Source organism: Cupriavidus sp. LA-1 (assembly GCF_055385985.1).
In genome coordinates this window covers 2989698-3006761 of record NZ_AP031387.1, presented here as the reverse complement: position 1 = coordinate 3006761, position 17064 = coordinate 2989698, and the positions used below count along the sequence as shown (strand labels likewise).

Annotated in this window: 18 protein-coding genes; 12 read left to right on the top strand and 6 right to left on the bottom strand. The window is 67.2% G+C overall.

Annotated features, from left to right (window positions below; all coding sequences use genetic code 11):
- Positions 1-7: 7 nt before the first annotated feature.
- Complete coding sequence (gene mltB / locus ACZ5MJ_RS14070; RefSeq protein ID WP_464220093.1) at positions 8-1114, bottom strand: lytic murein transglycosylase B; 1107 nt, start codon at positions 1112-1114, stop codon at positions 8-10.
- A gap of 150 nt (positions 1115-1264) precedes the next feature.
- Here mltB and ACZ5MJ_RS14065 point away from each other — a divergent pair, with 150 nt between their 5' ends.
- The 8 genes from ACZ5MJ_RS14065 (at position 1265) to ACZ5MJ_RS14030 (ending at position 9492) form a co-directional block, all read left to right on the top strand.
- Positions 1265-2188: a histone deacetylase family protein gene (locus ACZ5MJ_RS14065; RefSeq protein WP_464220091.1), complete on the top strand. Its 924-nt coding sequence runs from the start codon at positions 1265-1267 to the stop codon at positions 2186-2188.
- 12 nt (positions 2189-2200) lie between these two features.
- Positions 2201-3004, top strand: coding sequence for an enoyl-CoA hydratase (locus ACZ5MJ_RS14060; RefSeq protein ID WP_464220089.1), 804 nt, complete (start codon positions 2201-2203; stop codon positions 3002-3004).
- A 164-nt stretch (positions 3005-3168) separates the two neighbouring features.
- Positions 3169-4203, top strand: a complete 1035-nt coding sequence (locus ACZ5MJ_RS14055; protein WP_464220087.1) for a methionine ABC transporter ATP-binding protein — start codon at positions 3169-3171, stop codon at positions 4201-4203.
- A complete protein-coding gene (locus tag ACZ5MJ_RS14050; RefSeq protein ID WP_464220085.1) occupies positions 4193-4846 on the top strand; it encodes a methionine ABC transporter permease in 654 nt (217 codons plus the stop codon). The genes ACZ5MJ_RS14055 and ACZ5MJ_RS14050 overlap by 11 nt, the downstream gene beginning before the upstream one ends.
- 32 nt (positions 4847-4878) lie before the next feature.
- The gene (locus ACZ5MJ_RS14045) at positions 4879-5676 is read left to right on the top strand and encodes a MetQ/NlpA family ABC transporter substrate-binding protein (protein ID WP_464220083.1); all 798 of its coding nucleotides are present in this window, start codon (positions 4879-4881) and stop codon (positions 5674-5676) included.
- Positions 5677-5894: 218 nt separating this feature from the next.
- Positions 5895-6644, top strand: a complete 750-nt coding sequence (locus ACZ5MJ_RS14040) for an electron transfer flavoprotein subunit beta/FixA family protein (RefSeq protein ID WP_013955865.1) — start codon at positions 5895-5897, stop codon at positions 6642-6644.
- A gap of 18 nt (positions 6645-6662) precedes the next feature.
- Positions 6663-7598, top strand: coding sequence for an electron transfer flavoprotein subunit alpha/FixB family protein (locus ACZ5MJ_RS14035; RefSeq protein ID WP_464220080.1), 936 nt, complete (start codon positions 6663-6665; stop codon positions 7596-7598).
- A gap of 109 nt (positions 7599-7707) precedes the next feature.
- Complete coding sequence (locus ACZ5MJ_RS14030) at positions 7708-9492, top strand: acyl-CoA dehydrogenase (protein ID WP_464220078.1); 1785 nt, start codon at positions 7708-7710, stop codon at positions 9490-9492.
- A 79-nt stretch (positions 9493-9571) separates the two neighbouring features.
- Here ACZ5MJ_RS14030 and ACZ5MJ_RS14025 read toward each other — a convergent pair whose 3' ends face one another.
- The gene (locus ACZ5MJ_RS14025; RefSeq protein WP_464220076.1) at positions 9572-10876 is read right to left on the bottom strand and encodes a D-amino acid dehydrogenase; all 1305 of its coding nucleotides are present in this window, start codon (positions 10874-10876) and stop codon (positions 9572-9574) included.
- Positions 10877-10984: 108 nt separating this feature from the next.
- Between ACZ5MJ_RS14025 and ACZ5MJ_RS14020 the strand changes: the two genes are divergently transcribed.
- Together ACZ5MJ_RS14020 and ACZ5MJ_RS14015 are read left to right on the top strand one after the other, a co-directional pair.
- Entirely contained in the window at positions 10985-11488 is a 504-nt protein-coding gene (locus tag ACZ5MJ_RS14020; RefSeq protein ID WP_078195573.1) for an Lrp/AsnC ligand binding domain-containing protein, read from the top strand.
- 11 nt (positions 11489-11499) lie between these two features.
- Positions 11500-12720 carry a PA0069 family radical SAM protein gene (locus ACZ5MJ_RS14015; RefSeq protein WP_464223726.1) on the top strand — a complete coding sequence of 407 codons (1221 nt, stop codon included), beginning with the start codon at positions 11500-11502 and terminating at the stop codon, positions 12718-12720.
- 433 nt (positions 12721-13153) lie between these two features.
- On the opposite strand, the gene ACZ5MJ_RS14010 is transcribed toward ACZ5MJ_RS14015, so the two are convergent.
- From ACZ5MJ_RS14010 to ACZ5MJ_RS13995, 4 genes are all read right to left on the bottom strand, one after another.
- A complete protein-coding gene (locus tag ACZ5MJ_RS14010; RefSeq protein WP_464220074.1) occupies positions 13154-13645 on the bottom strand; it encodes an NINE protein in 492 nt (163 codons plus the stop codon).
- A gap of 136 nt (positions 13646-13781) precedes the next feature.
- Complete coding sequence (locus ACZ5MJ_RS14005; RefSeq protein ID WP_464220072.1) at positions 13782-13937, bottom strand: hypothetical protein; 156 nt, start codon at positions 13935-13937, stop codon at positions 13782-13784.
- Positions 13938-14211: 274 nt separating this feature from the next.
- A complete protein-coding gene (locus tag ACZ5MJ_RS14000; RefSeq protein WP_464220070.1) occupies positions 14212-14607 on the bottom strand; it encodes a hypothetical protein in 396 nt (131 codons plus the stop codon).
- A 153-nt stretch (positions 14608-14760) separates the two neighbouring features.
- Positions 14761-15888, bottom strand: coding sequence for a PQQ-dependent sugar dehydrogenase (locus ACZ5MJ_RS13995; protein ID WP_464220068.1), 1128 nt, complete (start codon positions 15886-15888; stop codon positions 14761-14763).
- A 152-nt stretch (positions 15889-16040) separates the two neighbouring features.
- On the opposite strand from ACZ5MJ_RS13995, the gene rpsP reads away from it, so the two are divergent.
- Both rpsP and rimM read left to right on the top strand, forming a co-directional pair.
- Positions 16041-16292 (top strand): 30S ribosomal protein S16, encoded by a 252-nt coding sequence (gene rpsP / locus ACZ5MJ_RS13990; RefSeq protein ID WP_373379541.1) that lies wholly within the window; start codon positions 16041-16043, stop codon positions 16290-16292.
- A gap of 64 nt (positions 16293-16356) precedes the next feature.
- Positions 16357-17025 (top strand): ribosome maturation factor RimM, encoded by a 669-nt coding sequence (gene rimM, locus ACZ5MJ_RS13985; protein ID WP_464220067.1) that lies wholly within the window; start codon positions 16357-16359, stop codon positions 17023-17025.
- Positions 17026-17064: the final 39 nt, after the last annotated feature.

The following is a 17064-nucleotide window of genomic DNA, read 5'->3' as shown; positions in this document are numbered from 1 at the left end:
TTGTGCGTCAGCCCATCGCCGCCTTGACCGCCTCGCCCAGCTGGTACACCGCCAGCGCGTAGAAGAAGCTGCGGTTGTAGCGCGTCAGCACGTAGAAGTTGCGCAGGCCGAGCAGGTACTCGGTCGGCTGGTCGGGCGTGGGCAGGTCCACCACCAGCACGCCGGTCTCGCCTTCGCGCGCGAGGTTGATCGGCTCGTCCACGCGCAGGCCGGCACGGGTCAGCTGGTTGAGCGTGCGCGTCGGCCATGGCTCGCCGTCGGCCGCGGCGGCGGCTACCCCCAGGCTGCCGGGATCGCTGGCAATGCGCCACACCACCGGACGGCCCGCCTCCCAGCCGTGCAGCTGCAGGAAGCGCGCGACGCTGCCGATGGCGTCGGTGGGGCTGTTGCGCAGGTCGATGCGGCCATTGTTGTCGTAATCGATGGCGTATTCGCGCAGGCTGGTCGGCATGAACTGCGGGATGCCGATCGCGCCCGCGTAGGAGCCCAGCACCGAGTACACGTCGGTGTGGGTGTCGCGGCACCACAGCAGGTAGTCGGCGAGCTGGGCGCGGAACAGCGCGGTGCGGGCTTCGCGGTTGGGCGTATCCGGGTAGTCGAAAGCGAGCGTGGACAGCGAGTCGAGCACGCGGAAGGTGCCCATGTCGCGGCCGTAGATGGTTTCCACGCCGATGATGCCGACGATGACCGAGGCCGGCACGCCGAACTCGGCTTCGGCGCGGCGCAGCGTGTCGCGGTTGTCCTGCCAGAAGCGCACGCCCGCGTCGATGCGGATCGGCTCGATAAAGCGCGAGCGGTAGGCGCGCCAGCTCTTGCGGCCGGGCGTGGCGGGCGGCATGATCAGCCGCACCACGGTGGCCGAATAAACCGCCTGGCCGAACCATTCCTGCAGCGTGCCACGGTCAAAGCCGTGGCGGGCCACCATCTCGTCGATAAAGGCGCGCGCTTGCGGGTTGTCGCGGTAGCGGCCGGGTTCGATCTCTTCCTCGCGCACGCTGACGCGGCGCTTGCCGGCGGCGAGCAGGCTGGGGGAGAGGCCGCAGAGTCCGAGTGCGGCAGCGGAAAGCGCGGCGCCCAGCAGGGGGCGTCGCAGTGAGCGCTGGGGGTCGGTCATGGTGTCCTTTGCAAGTCGCACCGAGTATAGCGGATGCCACTGCGGCATTTGCAGCGTCGGCGCCCGCGACATGGCGCGCCGGCCCCGCTGGGTGGCATGGCCTTGCGTGTGCTAACGTAGCGATTGGAGACAACATTGCGACGATAAGAGATGCCGACAGGCTATTACACGCACCCCGAGTTCCAGCGGCATGAGATGGGGCATTTCCATCCGGAGTGCCCGGAGCGCCTGCAGGCGATCGAGGATCACCTGATTTCGCATGGCCTGGACGGGCTGCTGGAGCGCCGCGAGGCCGCGCCTGCCACGCGCGAGCAGCTGGAGCGCGTACACCGGCCCGATTACGTCGACTCGCTCGAAAGCGCCAGCCCGGCCAGCGGCTACCACGCGATCGATCCGGACACCTCGATGAATCCCCACACGCTCGCCGCCGCCACGCTGGCAGCGGGCGCGGCGGTGGCGGCCACCGACGCGGTGATCGCCGGCGAGTTCGAGAACGCCTTCTGCTGCGTGCGCCCGCCCGGCCACCACGCCGAGCCCGACCGCGCCATGGGCTTCTGCTTCTTCAACAACGTTGCGATTGCCGCGCGCCACGCGCTGCAGGCGCACGGGCTGGAGCGCGTGGCCATCATCGATTTCGATGTGCACCACGGCAATGGCACCGAAGCGGCCTTCCGCGGCGACGAGCACGTGATGATGTGCAGCTTCTTCCAGCACCCGTTCTATCCCTACAGCGGCACCGAGCATCTCGCGCCCAATATGGTCAATATCCCGCTGCCGGCCTATACCAATGGCATGGCGGTGCGCGAAGTGGTCGAGACCATCTGGCTGCCGCGGCTCAATGAATTCCGCCCGCAGATGCTGTTCATCTCCGCCGGCTTCGACGCCCACCGCGAGGACGACCTCGGCCAGATGGGCCTGGTGGAGTCGGATTACGCCTGGATCACCGGCCAGCTGATCGACGTCGCGCGCGCCCATGCGCAGGGCCGCATCGTCAGCTGCCTGGAAGGGGGCTACAACCTGAGCGCGCTGGGCCGCAGCGTGCTGGCGCACCTGAAGGTGCTGCTGGAGCGATAGGAGACCGTTGCCATGGCCGAGAACGATGCCCGCGTGGACGCACCGCTGCTGACCGAGTCGCGCGACGCCGCGGGCGTGGCGCGCCTGACCATGAACCGGCCGCAGGCGTTCAATGCGCTGTCCGAGGGCCTGCTCGACGCGCTGACCGACGCCCTGGCCCGGCTGGCATCGGACGACACCGTGCGCGTGGTGGTGCTGGCCGGCGCCGGCAAGGCCTTCTGCGCCGGGCACGACCTGCGCGAGATGCGGGCCTCGCCGTCGCATGACTATTACCGGCGCCTGTTCGACCGCTGCACGCGCATGATGATGGCGATCCAGAAGATGCCGCAGCCGGTGATTGCGCGCGTGCAGGGCATTGCCACGGCGGCGGGCTGCCAGCTGGTGGCGATGTGCGACCTGGCGGTGGCCGCCGGCGATGCGCGCTTTGCGGTGTCCGGCGTCAACCTGGGGCTGTTCTGTTCGACGCCCGGGGTGGCGTTGTCGCGCAACCTGCACCGCAAGCAGGCGCTGGAGATGCTGCTGACCGGCGACATGATCGACGCCGCCACCGCGCGCGAGCGCGGCCTGGTCAACCGGGTCGTGCCCGCCGAGCAGCTGGACGACGAGGTGGCGCGCCTGGCCGCCAGCATCTGCGCCAAGCCGGCCGCCGCGGTGGCTGCCGGCAAGGGCCTGTTCTACCGCCAGCTGGAGATGGGCATCGAGGCCGCCTACCAGCTTGCCGGCCAGACCATGGCCTGCAACATGATGGACGAGTCGGCGCTGGAGGGGGTGCAGGCCTTTATCGACAAGCGCGCGCCGGCATGGCGTGGCTCATGATCGACTTTTGCGGTACTTATATTCCGGAAACGCATAAAGACATCGGAAGAAAGTCGTTTAAGGTATGAAGCGAATCGCATAAAATACGCGCTTCAGAAAAATAACGAGCGGCAACAGCGCTGGAGATCCCTCGCCTGTTGCCGTTTTCTTTTGGTCACCTTTACATGATCGAACTGCAAGGACTGTCGCAGCGCTTCCCGGGCGCGTCTGGCGACGTGCATGCATTGCGGGACGTCAGCCTGTCGATCGCGGCGGGCGAAGTCTTCGGCATCATCGGCCGCAGCGGCGCCGGCAAAAGTACGCTGGTACGCGCCATCAACCTGCTGAACCGGCCCTCGAGCGGCCGCGTGGTCGTCGCCGGCCAGGACCTGACGGCGCTGGACAAGGGCGCGCTGCGCCTGGCCCGCCGCGACATCGGCATGATCTTCCAGCACTTCAACCTGCTGTCGTCGCGCACGGTATATGACAACGTGGCGCTGCCGCTGGAACTGGCCGGCAAGCCCCGCGCCGAGATCGCCGCGACGGTGCTGCCGCTGCTGGACCTGGTAGGCCTGTCGGCGCTGAAGGACCGCTATCCGGCGCAGATCAGCGGCGGGCAGAAGCAGCGCGTGGGCATTGCGCGCGCGCTCGCCAGCAAGCCCAAGGTGCTGCTCTCGGACGAGGCCACTTCCGCGCTGGACCCGGAAACCACCCGCTCCATCCTGGAGCTGCTCAAGCAGATCAACCGCGACCTGGGCCTGACCGTCGTGATGATCACGCACCAGATGGAAGTGATCAAGCAGGTCTGCGACCGCGTGGCCGTGCTCGAAGCCGGCCAGGTGGTCGAGACCGGGCGCGTGATCGACGTGTTCCTGCGCCCGCAGCATGAGGTCACCCGCGCCATGATCGGCGACGTCATCTCGCAGGAGCTGCCGGCGAGCGTGCTCAAGCGCGTGGAGAGCCGGCTGGGCAACGGGCGCGACCACGTCTACCGCCTCGCCTTCACCGGCGAGGGCGTCGACCAGCCGGTGCTGGCCCAGGCGATCCGCCGCTACGGGCTGGACTTCAATATCCTGCATGGCCATATCGACGAGATCCAGGGCCAGGCCTTCGGCTCGCTGGCGATCATGGCCACGGGCGAACTGGCCGACGTCAAGGCGGCGATGGAATACCTGCAGGCGCAAGGCGTCGTGGTGGAGGAGTTCGAGCATGTGGTCTGAAATGTCTGACCTGTTCCTGACCTCGTTCAACGAGACCCTGCTGATGGTGGCGATCTCGGGCGTGGTCGGCTCGCTGCTGGGAGTGCCGCTGGGCGTGCTGCTGCACCTGACCAACCGTGGCGGCGTGCTGTCGCATCCGCTGTTCAACCGCACCATCGGCGTGGTGGTCAACGCGGTGCGTTCGGTCCCGTTCATCATCCTGCTGGTGGTGGTGATCCCGTTCACCCGCTTTATCGTCGGCTCGTCGATCGGCACCACGGCGGCGATCGTGCCGCTGACCATCGCGGCGATCCCGTTTATCGCGCGCCTGGTGGAAAGCGCGCTGCGCGAGGTCGACAAGGGCCTGGTCGAGGCGGCCCAGTCGATGGGCGCCACCACCGGCCAGATCGTGTGGAAGGTGCTGCTGCCCGAGGCCATGCCCGGCATCGTCGCCGGCCTGACCATTACCTTCGTCAGCCTGGTCGGCTATTCGGCCATGGCCGGCGCGATCGGCGGCGGCGGCCTGGGCGACCTGGGCATCCGCTACGGCTACCAGCGCTACATCACCGAGGTGATGGTGGCGGTGGTGGTGATCCTGATCGTGTTCGTGCAGGCAGTACAAAGCTTTGGTGACTGGCTCGTCCGCCGCATCAGCCACCGCTAAGCCAATCATTCTCTGAATTAGGAACGCACATCATGCAACGTCGCAACCTGCTGCAATGGATTCTCGGCGCCGCGATCGGCGCAACCCTGGCGACGGGCGCCGCCGCCCAGGAAAAGCCGATCAGGATCGGCGTGACCGGCGGCCCGCACGCCCAGATCATGGAACAGGTGAAGAAGGTCGCGGCCAGGGACGGCCTGAACATCCAGGTGGTCGAGTTCAGCGACTACATCCAGCCCAACGCAGCGCTGGCCGCCGGCGACCTGGATGCCAACAGCTACCAGCACCTGCCGTACCTGGAAGCCCAGATCAAGGACCGCGGCTACAAATTCACCCATGTCGCCTACACGGTCACCTTCCCGATGGGCGTGTATTCGAAGAAGATCAAGTCGCTCGACCAGCTCAAGCCGGGCGCGCGCGTGGGCGTGCCCAACGATCCCACCAACGGCGGCCGCGGGCTGCTCCTGCTGCAGAGCAAGGGCGTGATCAAGCTCAAGCCCGACGCCGGCCTGAAGGCCACGCCGCTGGACATCGTCGAGAACCCGAAGAAGATCCGCATCGTCGAGCTGGACGCCGCGCAGCTGCCGCGCTCGCTGGACGACCTCGACGCCGCCGCCATCAACGGCAACTATGCGGAATCGGCCGGCCTGTCGTCGACCAGGGACGCCATCGCCATCGAAGGCCCGAAGGGCCCGTACGCCAACCTGATCGCGATCCGCGAGGCCGACAAGAACAAGCCGTGGGTGGCCAAGCTGGTGAAGGCCTACCACTCGCCCGAAATCAAGCAATACGTCACATCGACCTTCAAGGACTCGGTCATTACCGCCTGGTAAGCCGACGTCACTTTGAGGTTTTCATCCAATCAGACGATGCCCGCAAGCCCAGGTTTGCGGCACAATCGTCGGACGGCTGGGATCTGCCGGGCTATGCCCGGCATCATTTTGCCGATAAAATAGTACGATCGTTCGAAAAACAGGAGAGCCGCCAACCCGGTGGTTATAATGACGAGCGAACAAAATTTCTGACTATCAGCTATCAGTGGAGTGAGCGCATGAAAGTACTCGTCGCAGTCAAGCGGGTGGTGGATTACAACGTCAAGGTCCGCGTCAAGGCGGACGGCTCGGGCGTCGATCTGGCCAACGTGAAGATGAGCATGAACCCCTTCGACGAAATCGCCGTGGAAGAGGCCGTGCGCCTGAAGGAAGCCGGCGTTGCCACCGAAGTGATCGCCGTCTCGTGCGGTGTCACGCAGTGCCAGGAAACCCTGCGCACCGCGATGGCCATTGGTGCCGACCGCGGCATCCTGGTGGAATCGAACGAAGACCTGCAACCGCTGGCCGTGGCCAAGCTGCTGAAGGCGCTGATCGACAAGGAGCAGCCGCAACTGGTGATCCTGGGCAAGCAGGCCATCGACGACGACTCCAACCAGACCGGCCAGATGGTGGCCGCGCTGGCCGGCCTGCCGCAAGCGACCTTCGCTTCGAAGGTGGTGGTGGCGGATGGCAAGGCTTCGGTGACCCGCGAAGTCGACGGCGGCCTGGAAACGCTGTCGCTCAAGCTGCCGGCCGTGGTCACGACCGACCTGCGCCTGAACGAGCCGCGCTATGTCACGCTGCCGAACATCATGAAGGCCAAGAAGAAGCAGCTCGATATCGTCAAGCCTGAAGACCTCGGCGTTGACGTCAAGCCGCGCCTGTCGACCCTGAAGGTGGTCGAGCCTGCCAAGCGCAGCGCGGGTGTGATGGTGCCGGACGTCGCGACGCTGGTGCAGAAGCTGAAGAACGAAGCCAAAGTCATCTGAGCGCGGGGGAGAAATAACATGACTGCACTCGTCATTGCTGAACACGACAACCAATCCATCAAGGCCGCCACGCTGAACACCGTGACCGCCGCAGCCCAGTGCGGCGGCGACGTGCACGTGCTGGTGGCTGGCTCGAACGCCGCTGCCGCTGCGGCTGCCGCCGCGAAGATCGCCGGCGTGAGCAAGGTCCTGCTGGCCGACGCCGCCTACTTTGGCGACGGCCTGGCCGAGAACGTGGCCGAGCAGGCCCTGGCCATCGCCAACGACTACTCGCACATCCTGGCCCCGGCCACCCCGTACGGCAAGAACATCCTGCCGCGCGTGGCCGCCAAGCTGGACGTGGCCCAGATCTCGGAAATCTCCAAGGTCGACGCCCCGGACACCTTCGAGCGCCCGATCTACGCCGGCAACGCCATCGCCACGGTCAAGTCGGAAGACAAGATCAAGGTCATCACCGTGCGCGGCACGGCGTTTGACGCCGCCGCCGCCGAAGGCGGCTCGGCCGCCGTCGAGACCCTGCCGGCCGTGGCCGACGCAGGCGTGTCGCAGTTCGTTTCGCGCGAAGTGGCCAAGAGCGACCGTCCGGAACTGACCGCCGCCAAGATCATCGTCTCGGGTGGCCGTGGCGTGGGTTCGGGCGAGAACTACACCAAGGTGCTGACGCCGCTGGCCGACAAGCTGAACGCCGCCCTGGGCGCTTCGCGCGCCGCCGTGGACGCGGGCTTCGTGCCGAACGACTACCAGGTCGGCCAGACCGGCAAGATCGTCGCGCCGCAGCTGTACATCGCCGTCGGTATCTCGGGCGCGATCCAGCACCTGGCCGGCATGAAGGACTCCAAGGTGATCGTCGCGATCAACAAGGACGCCGAGGCCCCGATCTTCTCCGTGGCCGACTACGGCCTGGTGGGCGATCTGAACACCGTGGTGCCGGAGCTGGTGGCGGCACTGGGCTGATGCCTCGCCGGCCGCCCGGCGGCCGGCACGCGTAGCCGCAGCGAGCAAGTAACGAGCCGTTCCGGGGGTGACCCGCGAACGGCTTTTTCATACATGTTGGGAGACATCGATGACTTACCGTGCGCCGATCAAGGACATGCTGTTCGTCATGAACGAGCTGGCCGGGCTTGAGGCTGTCAGCAAGCTGCCGGGCTTCGAGGAAGCCACGCCGGAGACGGCCGAGGCCGTGCTGGACGAGGCCGCCAAATTCAACGAGCAGGTGGTGGCGCCGCTGAACCGTGCCGGCGACCTCGACCCGAGCAGCTGGAAGGACGGCGTGGTCACCACCACGGCTGGCTTCAAGGAAGCTTTCCGCCAGTTCGGCGACGGCGGCTGGCAGGGCGTGCTGCACCCGCAGGACTTTGGCGGCCAGGGCCTGCCCAAGCTGATCGCGACCGCCTGCAACGAGATGCTGAACAGCGCGAACCTGTCCTTCGCGCTGTGCCCGCTGCTGACCGACGGTGCCATCGAGGCACTGCTGACGGCCGGCACGGATGAGCAGAAGGCCACCTTCCTGCCCAAACTGATCTCGGGCGAGTGGACCGGCACCATGAACCTGACCGAGCCGCAGGCGGGCTCGGACCTGGCCGCGGTGCGCACCCGCGCCGAGCCGCAGGGCGACGGCACCTACAAGGTGTTCGGCACCAAGATCTTCATCACCTACGGCGAACACGACATGGCGAAGAACATCGTCCATCTCGTGCTGGCCCGCACGCCCAACGCACCCGAGGGCGTCAAGGGCATCTCGCTGTTCATCGTGCCGAAGTTCATGGTCAACGCCGACGGCAGCAACGGTGAGCGCAACGATGTGCACTGCGTGTCGATCGAGCACAAGTTGGGCATCAAGGCGAGCCCGACGGCGGTGCTGCAGTTCGGCGACCATGGCGGCGCCATCGGCACGCTGGTCGGCGAAGAGAACCGCGGCCTCGAGTACATGTTCATCATGATGAACTCGGCGCGTTTCTCCGTTGGCATGCAGGGCATCGCGGTGTCCGAACGCGCCTACCAGCAGGCGGTGGCCTATGCGCGCGAGCGCGTGCAGAGCCGTCCGGTCGATGGCTCGGCGCGCGAGGCCGTGACCATCATCCATCACCCCGACGTCAAGCGCATGCTGATGACGATGCGTGGGCTGACCGAGGGCGCGCGTGCCGTGGCCTACGTGGCCGCGGCCGCCAGCGACGCCGCGCACCAGCACCCGGACGAGGCCGTGCGCAAGCAGAACCAGGCCTTCTATGAGTTCCTGGTGCCGGTGGTGAAGGGCTGGAGCACCGAGCTGTCGATCGATGTCGCCAGCCTGGGCGTGCAGGTGCACGGCGGCATGGGCTTTATCGAGGAAACGGGCGCTGCGCAGCACTACCGCGACGCGCGCATCCTGCCGATCTACGAAGGCACCACCGCGATCCAGGCCAATGACCTGATCGGCCGCAAGACTGTGCGCGACGGCGGCGCCGTGGCACGCGCGATCTGCGCGCAGATCGCCGAGACCGAGGCTGCGCTGGGCAAGCACGGCGGTGCGGCGTTCACCGCGGTGCAGGCGCAGCTGGCCAAGGGCCGCGCCGCGCTGGAGGCCGTGGTGGCGTTCATGGTGGCCAATGCCAAGTCCGATCCGAACGCCGTCTTTGCCGGCAGCGTTCCCTATCTGAAGCTGTGCGGCATCGTGTTCTCGGGCTGGCAGCTGGGCCGGGCGATGCTGGCTGCCGACGCGAAGCGTGCCGAGGATCCCGCCTTCCACGACGCCAAGATCGCAACCGCGCATTTCTTTGCCGAGCATATCCTGTCGCAGGCATCGGGACTGCGCGATGCCGTCGTCAGCGGCGGGGCGCCGGTCAACGCGCTGAGCGCCGAGCAGTTCTGACCGGCACGCGCGGCGCGCGGACGTAGAAAGGGCGACCCCAATGGGGTCGCCCTTTTTGCTGGCGGAGTCTGTGCTGGCGTCAGGCGGCAGCCGGGCGCGGCGCCAGGTGCTGGCGCGCGGGCTTCAGGTAGCGGCCTACCGACAGGTCATCGGCGCGGATCGCGGGCGACTTGCCCGACACCAGGTCCGACAGCAGCTTGCCCGAGCCGCAGGCCATGGTCCAGCCGAGCGTGCCATGGCCGGTGTTCAGCCACAGGCCGCGCATCTGGGTCGGGCCGACGATGGGCGTGCCGTCCGGCGTCATCGGGCGCAGGCCGGTCCAGAAGGTGGCCTGGCTGACGTCGCCGGCGCCCGGGAACAGGTCGGTGACCACGTGTTCGAGCGTGCGGCGCTTGGCCGGATCGAGGCTGCGGTCATAGCCGACGATCTGTGCCATGCCGCCCACGCGGATGCGGTCCTCGAAGCGGGTGATGGCGACCTTGTAGGTCTCGTCCAGCACCGTCGACACCGGGCTGCGCGAGGCATCGGTCATCGGCACCGTGATCGAGAAGCCCTTGAGCGGGTAGACCGGCAGGTTGGACATGCCCGACAGGAAGGGCTTGACCAGCTGCGTCGACCAGCTGCCCAGCGCCACCACCACGAGGTCGGCCATCATCGGCTCACCGTTGACCATGGCGCCGGTGACGGCGTCGCCCTGGGTCACCAGGCTGTCGATCGAGCGGTTATAGAGGAACCTGACCCCCAGCGCTTCGGCCATGCCTGCCAGCTGTCGGGTAAACAGCTGGCAGTCACCGGTTTCATCGTTGGGGAGGCGCAGGCCGCCGGCCAGCTTGTGGCTGACGGCGGCCAGCGCCGGTTCGCTCGCGGCGAGTTCCTCGCGCGAAAGCAACTGGTAGGGCACCCCGGCTTCTTCCAGCACGGCGATGTCCTTGGCCGCGCCCTGCAGTTGCTCGTCGGTGCGGAACACCTGCAGCGTGCCTTGCTGGCGGCCTTCGTAGGCGATGCCGGTTTCCGCGCGCAGCGCGCGGATGCAGTCGCGGCTGTACTCGGCCAGCCGCACCATGCGCTCCTTGTTGACGGCGTAGCGGTCGGCGCTGCAGTTCAACAGCATCTGCCACATCCATTGCAGCTGGAACAGCGTGCCGTCCGGGCGGATGCTCAGCGGCGCGTGTTCCTGGAACATCCACTTGATCGCCTTGAGCGGCACGCCGGGCGCCGCCCACGGCGACGCATAGCCGGGCGAGATCTGGCCCGCGTTGGCAAAGCTGGTGCCGAGCGCGGGGCCGGCTTCACGGTCGACGACGGTCACTTCGTGACCGGCCCTGGCCAGATACCACGCACTGGTGACGCCAATAACGCCACTGCCAAGTACGAGAACGCGCATGATCGGGGGCTCCAACTGCGATGGTAAGTAGATGAAGGATTTGTCTCTATACTATTGAATACAAACCAGTCATAGTTACTGAATTTCTCACGAAAACAGGAAAAACTCATGAGAACGAGCCGCCAGCCCCAGCGTACCCTCGACCGGCTCGACCGCAAGATCCTGACCGCGTTGCAGAGCGACGGCAGGATGTCGATGAAGGACCTGGCCGAGGCGGTCGGGTTGACCATCACGCCCTGCATCGAGCGCGTCAAGCGCCTGGAGCGCGATGGTGTCATCATGGGCTACTACGCCCGGCTCAACCCGGCGCTGCTGGGCAGCGCGCTGCTGGTGTTCGTGGAGATCTCGCTGGGCAACAAGTCGGGCAATATGTTCGAGCAGTTCCGGCGCGAGGTGCTGCGCATCCCGGAAGTGCTGGAATGCCACCTGGTCTCCGGCGATTTCGACTACCTGATCAAGGCGCGCATCCGCGAGATCGGCGAATACCGCCGGCTGCTCGGCGATATCCTGCTGCAGCTGCCCGGCGCGGCGCAGTCGAAGAGCTATGTGGTGATGGAAGAGATCAAGGAGACACTGGCGATTTCCGTCGAGGAAAAGAGCCAGGCAGTGTGACCAAGGCCAGCATGGCGCGCCCCCCGCAGAAGCCCGATCCCGCCAGCAGCCGCTTGACGCGGCGCGATGCCGACCCGGACGCGCAAGCGCCGCAGGCAGGCCTGCGGCCGCCTGTGGCGCGCAAGGGCCGGGGCGCCGTCAGCAATATGCAGGGGCGGTTCGAGCGCGACCAGCGTGAAGTGTTCGACGATGGCTGGGGCGGTGCGCCGGAAGAGGCACCGCGTACCGCGGAGGCCGCACCGTCCGCGGAAGAAGCCCCGCTGCCGCCGCTGCGCACGGAAGTCCATATCGAGCGCGCCCGGTCGGTCCTGACGCGCAATGCGTCGCCGGATATCCCGTTCGATGTCTCGCTCAATCCCTATCGCGGCTGCGAGCACGGCTGCATCTACTGCTTCGCCCGGCCGACGCATGCCTACCTGGACCTGTCGCCGGGGCTGGACTTCGAAACGCAGCTGTATGCCAAGACCAACGCCGCCGAGCGGCTGCGCGAAGCGCTGGCACGGCCGTCGTACCGCTGCGAGACCATTGCGCTGGGCGTCAACACCGACGCCTACCAGCCGATCGAGCGCGAGCAGCGCATCACGCGCGGCCTGCTCGAGGTGCTGAAGGCGTGTGACCATCCGGTTGCGCTGATCACCAAGTCGTCACTGATCGAGCGCGATATCGACCTGCTTGCGCCGATGGCGGCGAAGCGGCTGGCGGTGGCGGCCGTCACCATCACCACGCTGGATGCCGGCATCGCGCGCACGCTGGAGCCGCGCGCGGCCACGCCGTCGCGCCGGCTGCGCACCATCCGCACGCTGACCGACGCGGGCATCCCGGTAGGTGTGAGCATCGCCCCGGTGATCCCGTTCATCACCGAGCCCGACCTGGAGCGTGTGCTGGAGGCGGCGCATGAGGCGGGCGCCGTCTATGCCAACTACATCGTGCTGCGGCTGCCGTGGGAAGTGCGGCCGCTGTTCGAGGAATGGCTGCTGGCGCATTTTCCCGACCGCGCGGAACGGGTCATGAACCGCGTGCGTGAAATGCGCGATGGCAAAGCCTACGATGCCAGCTTTGCCACGCGCATGCGCGGGACGGGTGTGTGGGCGGACTTGCTGCGCCAGCGTTTCTACAAGGCCGCCGAACGGCTCGGCTTCCGCTACAACCGGTTCGATCTGGATACGTCGCGTTTCCGCCCGCCCGCCAGGGGGCCCAGCGGCAAGGACGATTCGCAAGGTTCGCTTTTCTGAGTCTTCCTAGCGGCTTCAGTGGCCTGCTGGTCGCCGATCATGTTGCTGGCAAGTTCCAGCGCAGCCTTCGCGCTTGATGGCGGCAGTCCCGAGGACAGCGCCAGCCGGACGGCGATCGCCGCCAGGCGTCCTTCCTCATAGGTTGGCATGTCGATGCTTGCTCCTTTGCGCCGCCAGGGTATGGCCCCGCCGCGCGTATTGCCGCCGGGATCGGACGGCTCTACCAGTATGGGCGAATTGGCGGAAAGGGGAACTGCCGTTTTTTGGCTGGCTTGACGGTGCGCAAACGCACAGTGAGGTCCAAGTTCCTGGGCGGTCCCGGTAGGCGGGCTGCCGAAGCGCCTGACGAATAACTCCAAGAGGGCGCGTGTCCTCGCCGGCACCGGGTGCCGGCCGGGAAATGCTGCCCGGATCGCCTGCTTCGGCGCCGCGGCTACTGCGACAGCGCGCGCGCTGCCTCGACCTGCGATTCGAAGAAGGTCTGGAAGCTGATGGCCAGCCCGGCCATCAGCAGGCCGGTGCCGATCAGCAGCGACAGGATCACCAGGATCACCACCGGCCAGCCGGAGCGCGTGGGTTTGCCGTGCGGGTTGAAGCGCGCGTCCCATTTGTCGTCCGGGCGCAGTCCATAGACGATGGCCGCCAGGAAGGCGCTGATGACGGACGCGCCGCCGGCGACGGCGAAGGTCCAGTTCAGCGCCGGCGCGCCTGCGCCGGTCGCCATCGACGCCACGCCGATGGCGCCCGCCAGCAGTGCCAGCAGGTGTGTCCAGCCATACGGATCGCGCAGGCCACCGAGGTAGAAGCGGTGCGCGCCCAGGCTGCCGAACAGGAAGGCCAGCGCCACCGTCAGCAGCTTCGATTTGCCGCGGGCGGGCTGCGGGGCAAGCGTGGTGGCGTGACGGGCTGGCGTGGCTGCGGGCATGGTCTGGTATCAGGCAGTTGCGGGCCGGCAGTGCGCCGGCACAGGAGCGGCGGCACAGGGGTACCGACCGGCCCACATTGTACGCCGGCAGTCAGTGCAAGGAATGAATGTGCCTTAGAAGGCGTGCAGGGCGGCGCTAATGCCAGCCAGACAGCAGGCTCTGGACAAATGCCGCCGCTTGCTCGCTGATACGGGTCTCGCCGTAGAGCACCAGGGTCAGGATGCCCATGAACACGATGGACAGCGATAACTGGCCTGCGTGTTCGGCCAGGTCGCTCAGAAGGGGTGACATGACAAGCCTCACAGAATGATTGTTTTTCTGGAGGCTGCGCCCGGGCCGTCTGGATCGGGTCCGGCAGGAGGTGTCGGGCAGAGGCAGGTCAGTTCGATTGCCGTCTGCACTGGACGGCACGCTGTGAGCCCCGGGCAGCGCCAGGCGGCAGCCTGTGCGTGGCACCCGGAAACGGGGCACACACTTGAATAGAGACAGGCAGGGCCGGGGCGGAGTTCCGCAAGCCGGCAAGGCGTGCCCTGGCAAGCGCGCCGCAGGCGGGGGTCAGCTGCCGTCAGCGACCGTTGTCGCGGCCGCGCGCCTGCCAGCCGGGGCCAATCTGGCTAGGGCGGGACTCGTTGCGGGCTTCGTTGGCGTTGTCGCGTTCCTGGCCGCGGCCACGGCCGTCGTCACGGCCCCCGGGCAGCGCGGCGCGGCGGCCGCTGAGGCGGTCGTCGGCACGGGCACGAGCCTCCATGCGGTCGATCTGCGCCTGCACGTGTTCGCGGCTCTCGGCGCGCACGCTGGCCATCTGCCAGCCGTCGCGAGGCTGCATCCGCGCGGGCCGGCCGTCGGTCCGGACTTGTTGCCAGAACGCGACCTGGGCATGGCTGGCGGCGACCGCGCCGACCAGGCCCGAGGCCACCAGGATGCCAGCCACCAGGTCGCGCAGGAGAGAGCGGGTGAACATGCGGGTTCCCAGGGTCCTGTCGCGCTGTGTTGCTGTTGGAAGATGGGTTCATGGTACGCATGGGCTATCAGGGCGCCTATGCCAATCCCGTTACCGGTGTAACGGATTGTTTCGGTTGCACAAAGCCGCGCCAGGCGGGGCTTGCAGCGGGATTCAGGGTTGGTAGCGGATGCGGTAAACCGCCCCGGCCAGGTCGTCACTGACCAGCAGGGAACCGTCCGGCGCAACCTGGACATCGACCGGGCGCCCCCATGCCTTGCCGCCGCGCAGCCAGCCCTGTGCAAAGACCTCCTGGCGCACGGCCTTGCCGGCGTCGTCCAGTGTCACGCGGACCACGCGGTAGCCGGACGGCTCGCTGCGGTCCCAGCTGCCGTGCTCGGCAATGAAGATGTTGTTGCGATAGGCGGCCGGGAATTGCGTGCCGGTGTAAAAGCGCATGCCCAGGGCGGCCACGTGCGCGCCCAGGCCGGCCACCGGCGGCACGAACTCGGAACACGATCGCTTGCTGCCGTATTCGGGATCGGGCACGGTGCCGGCATGGCAATATGGGTAACCGAAATGCTGGCCGGGCGCGGTGACGCGGTTCAGTTCGTCGTCTGGCACGTCGTCGCCCATGCGGTCGCGGCCGTTGTCGGTGAACCACAGCTCGTGGGTGGCGGGGTGCCAGTCGAAGCCGACGGAATTGCGCACGCCGCGCGCCACCACCTGCAGGTCGCTGCCATCGGGTTTCATCTTCATGATGTTGGCGTAGCGGTTCTCGTCGGGCTCACAGATGTTGCACGGCGCGCCGACCGGCACGTAGAGATAGCCGTCGGGGCCGAAGGCGATGAACTTCCAGCCGTGGTGCGCGTCCGTCGGGAAGCGGTCGCTCACCACCGTGGGCGCGCGCGGCTTGTCGAGATTGGCCTCGACGTTGTCGAAACGCACGATCTTCGATACCGAGGACGCGTACAGGCTGCCATCGCGCCACGCCACGCCGACCGGCATGCGCAGCCCCGTGGCGACGGTATGCACGCGCGGCCGGGGGCCCAGCGCATCGCTTACCGCGTAGACCTTGCCTTCGCCGCGCGAACCGACGAAGAGCGTGCCGGACGGCGACATCGCCATGGCCCGCGCGCCGGGCACGTCCGCGGTCAGCACCTCGATGCGGAAACCGGGCGGCAGCCGGACCTGGTCCAGCGGCAGGGCGGCCAGCGCAGGGTGGGCGGCCGCCAGCAGTACCATGCCGAACAGCACCGTACGCCGTACGGTGCCGACCATGAAGTGCAGAGCCGGGCGCATGTCTGGCCTCCTGTCGCGGTTTTTGCCACGATGCCTGCGCCGCCCTCACGCGTCAATCACCTAAGTGTTTGTTTGGCCTCGGGAATTGGGCTATACTCTTGCGTTTCGTGTTCGAACGCCCTCGAACACCCCGTTTTCTGAGGAATCATTCCATGGTCGTTATCCGTCTGGCTCGCGGCGGCAGCAAGAAGCGCCCGTTCTTCAACATCGTCGCCACCGACTCGCGCAATCGTCGCGATGGTCGTTTCATTGAGCGCGTTGGTTTCTACAACCCGCTGGCTACCGAAGGTGAAGAAGGCCTGCGCCTGTCGCAAGACCGCCTGGCCTACTGGCAAGGTGTTGGCGCCCAGCTGTCGCCGACCGTTGCCCGCCTGGTCAAGCAAGGCGCCAAGGCTGCTGCCTGATTGTCGCCCGCAGCGCGCCCTGCCGTAACCGGTGGGGCGCGTTTGTATTGGTACACACGCACACGTGACTGATCGCAAGCAGGGCGCTGTCCGGCCACTGAACCGGCCGCTGGTTCCGCCCCAGGGCGAGCCGCAAAAGGCGCTCAAGCTGCCCGCGGCGCTCCTGTATGCCGATCCCCTGCCGGAAGACCTGGTGGAGGTCGGCTATGTCGGCGCTGCCTACGGCATCCGTGGCTGGATCAAGGTCCAGCCGCATGCCGACGATGCTTCGGCCCTGCTGCATGCCCGCCGCTGGTGGCTGCTGGCGCCGCCGCAGGCGGGGCTGGTGGTGGCCGACGCGTCGCGTGCCCAGCCCGTCTGCGTGAAGATCGCGCAGTCGCGCGAGCACAGCGGCACCGTCGTGGCGCAAGCCTCCGGGGTGGCCGACCGCAATCTTGCGGAAGCGCTCAGGGGCCGTCGCGTGTGGATCCGGCGTGCGGATTTTCCGGCGCCGGAAGCAGATGAGTTCTACTGGGTCGACCTGATCGGCTGCACCGTCAGCAACGAGCAAGGCGAGTTGCTGGGCGAGGTGTCCGGGCTGATCGACAACGGTGCCCACCAGATCCTGCAGGTTGCCTTCGCGCAGCCTGACGGCAAGGCCGGCGAACGGCTGATCCCGTTTGTCGATGCGTTCCTGCGCTCGGTGGATACCGAGGCCAGGCGCATCGTGGTGGACTGGGGGCTCGATTACTGAGCCTGTGCCCGCGCTTCTGCGGGCCTGGTGTGGCATTGG

Bases quoted from the DNA above. Each gene is read 5' to 3' on its own strand.
- ACZ5MJ_RS14015 (WP_464223726.1), top strand. From the start codon at position 11,500: ATGGCGCGCCCCCCGCAGAAGCCCGATCCCGCCAGCAGCCGCTTGACG.
- mltB (WP_464220093.1), bottom strand. From the start codon at position 1,114: ATGACCGACCCCCAGCGCTCACTGCGACGCCCCCTGCTGGGCGCCGCG.
- ACZ5MJ_RS14050 (WP_464220085.1), top strand. From the start codon at position 4,193: ATGTGGTCTGAAATGTCTGACCTGTTCCTGACCTCGTTCAACGAGACC.
- ACZ5MJ_RS14035 (WP_464220080.1), top strand. From the start codon at position 6,663: ATGACTGCACTCGTCATTGCTGAACACGACAACCAATCCATCAAGGCC.
- ACZ5MJ_RS14045 (WP_464220083.1), top strand. From the start codon at position 4,879: ATGCAACGTCGCAACCTGCTGCAATGGATTCTCGGCGCCGCGATCGGC.
- ACZ5MJ_RS14055 (WP_464220087.1), top strand. From the start codon at position 3,169: ATGATCGAACTGCAAGGACTGTCGCAGCGCTTCCCGGGCGCGTCTGGC.
- ACZ5MJ_RS14030 (WP_464220078.1), top strand. From the start codon at position 7,708: ATGACTTACCGTGCGCCGATCAAGGACATGCTGTTCGTCATGAACGAG.
- ACZ5MJ_RS14020 (WP_078195573.1), top strand. From the start codon at position 10,985: ATGAGAACGAGCCGCCAGCCCCAGCGTACCCTCGACCGGCTCGACCGC.
- ACZ5MJ_RS14005 (WP_464220072.1), bottom strand. From the start codon at position 13,937: ATGTCACCCCTTCTGAGCGACCTGGCCGAACACGCAGGCCAGTTATCG.
- ACZ5MJ_RS14040 (WP_013955865.1), top strand. From the start codon at position 5,895: ATGAAAGTACTCGTCGCAGTCAAGCGGGTGGTGGATTACAACGTCAAG.
- ACZ5MJ_RS14025 (WP_464220076.1), bottom strand. From the start codon at position 10,876: ATGCGCGTTCTCGTACTTGGCAGTGGCGTTATTGGCGTCACCAGTGCG.
- ACZ5MJ_RS14000 (WP_464220070.1), bottom strand. From the start codon at position 14,607: ATGTTCACCCGCTCTCTCCTGCGCGACCTGGTGGCTGGCATCCTGGTG.
- ACZ5MJ_RS13995 (WP_464220068.1), bottom strand. From the start codon at position 15,888: ATGCGCCCGGCTCTGCACTTCATGGTCGGCACCGTACGGCGTACGGTG.
- rpsP (WP_373379541.1), top strand. From the start codon at position 16,041: ATGGTCGTTATCCGTCTGGCTCGCGGCGGCAGCAAGAAGCGCCCGTTC.
- ACZ5MJ_RS14060 (WP_464220089.1), top strand. From the start codon at position 2,201: ATGGCCGAGAACGATGCCCGCGTGGACGCACCGCTGCTGACCGAGTCG.
- ACZ5MJ_RS14010 (WP_464220074.1), bottom strand. From the start codon at position 13,645: ATGCCCGCAGCCACGCCAGCCCGTCACGCCACCACGCTTGCCCCGCAG.
- ACZ5MJ_RS14065 (WP_464220091.1), top strand. From the start codon at position 1,265: ATGCCGACAGGCTATTACACGCACCCCGAGTTCCAGCGGCATGAGATG.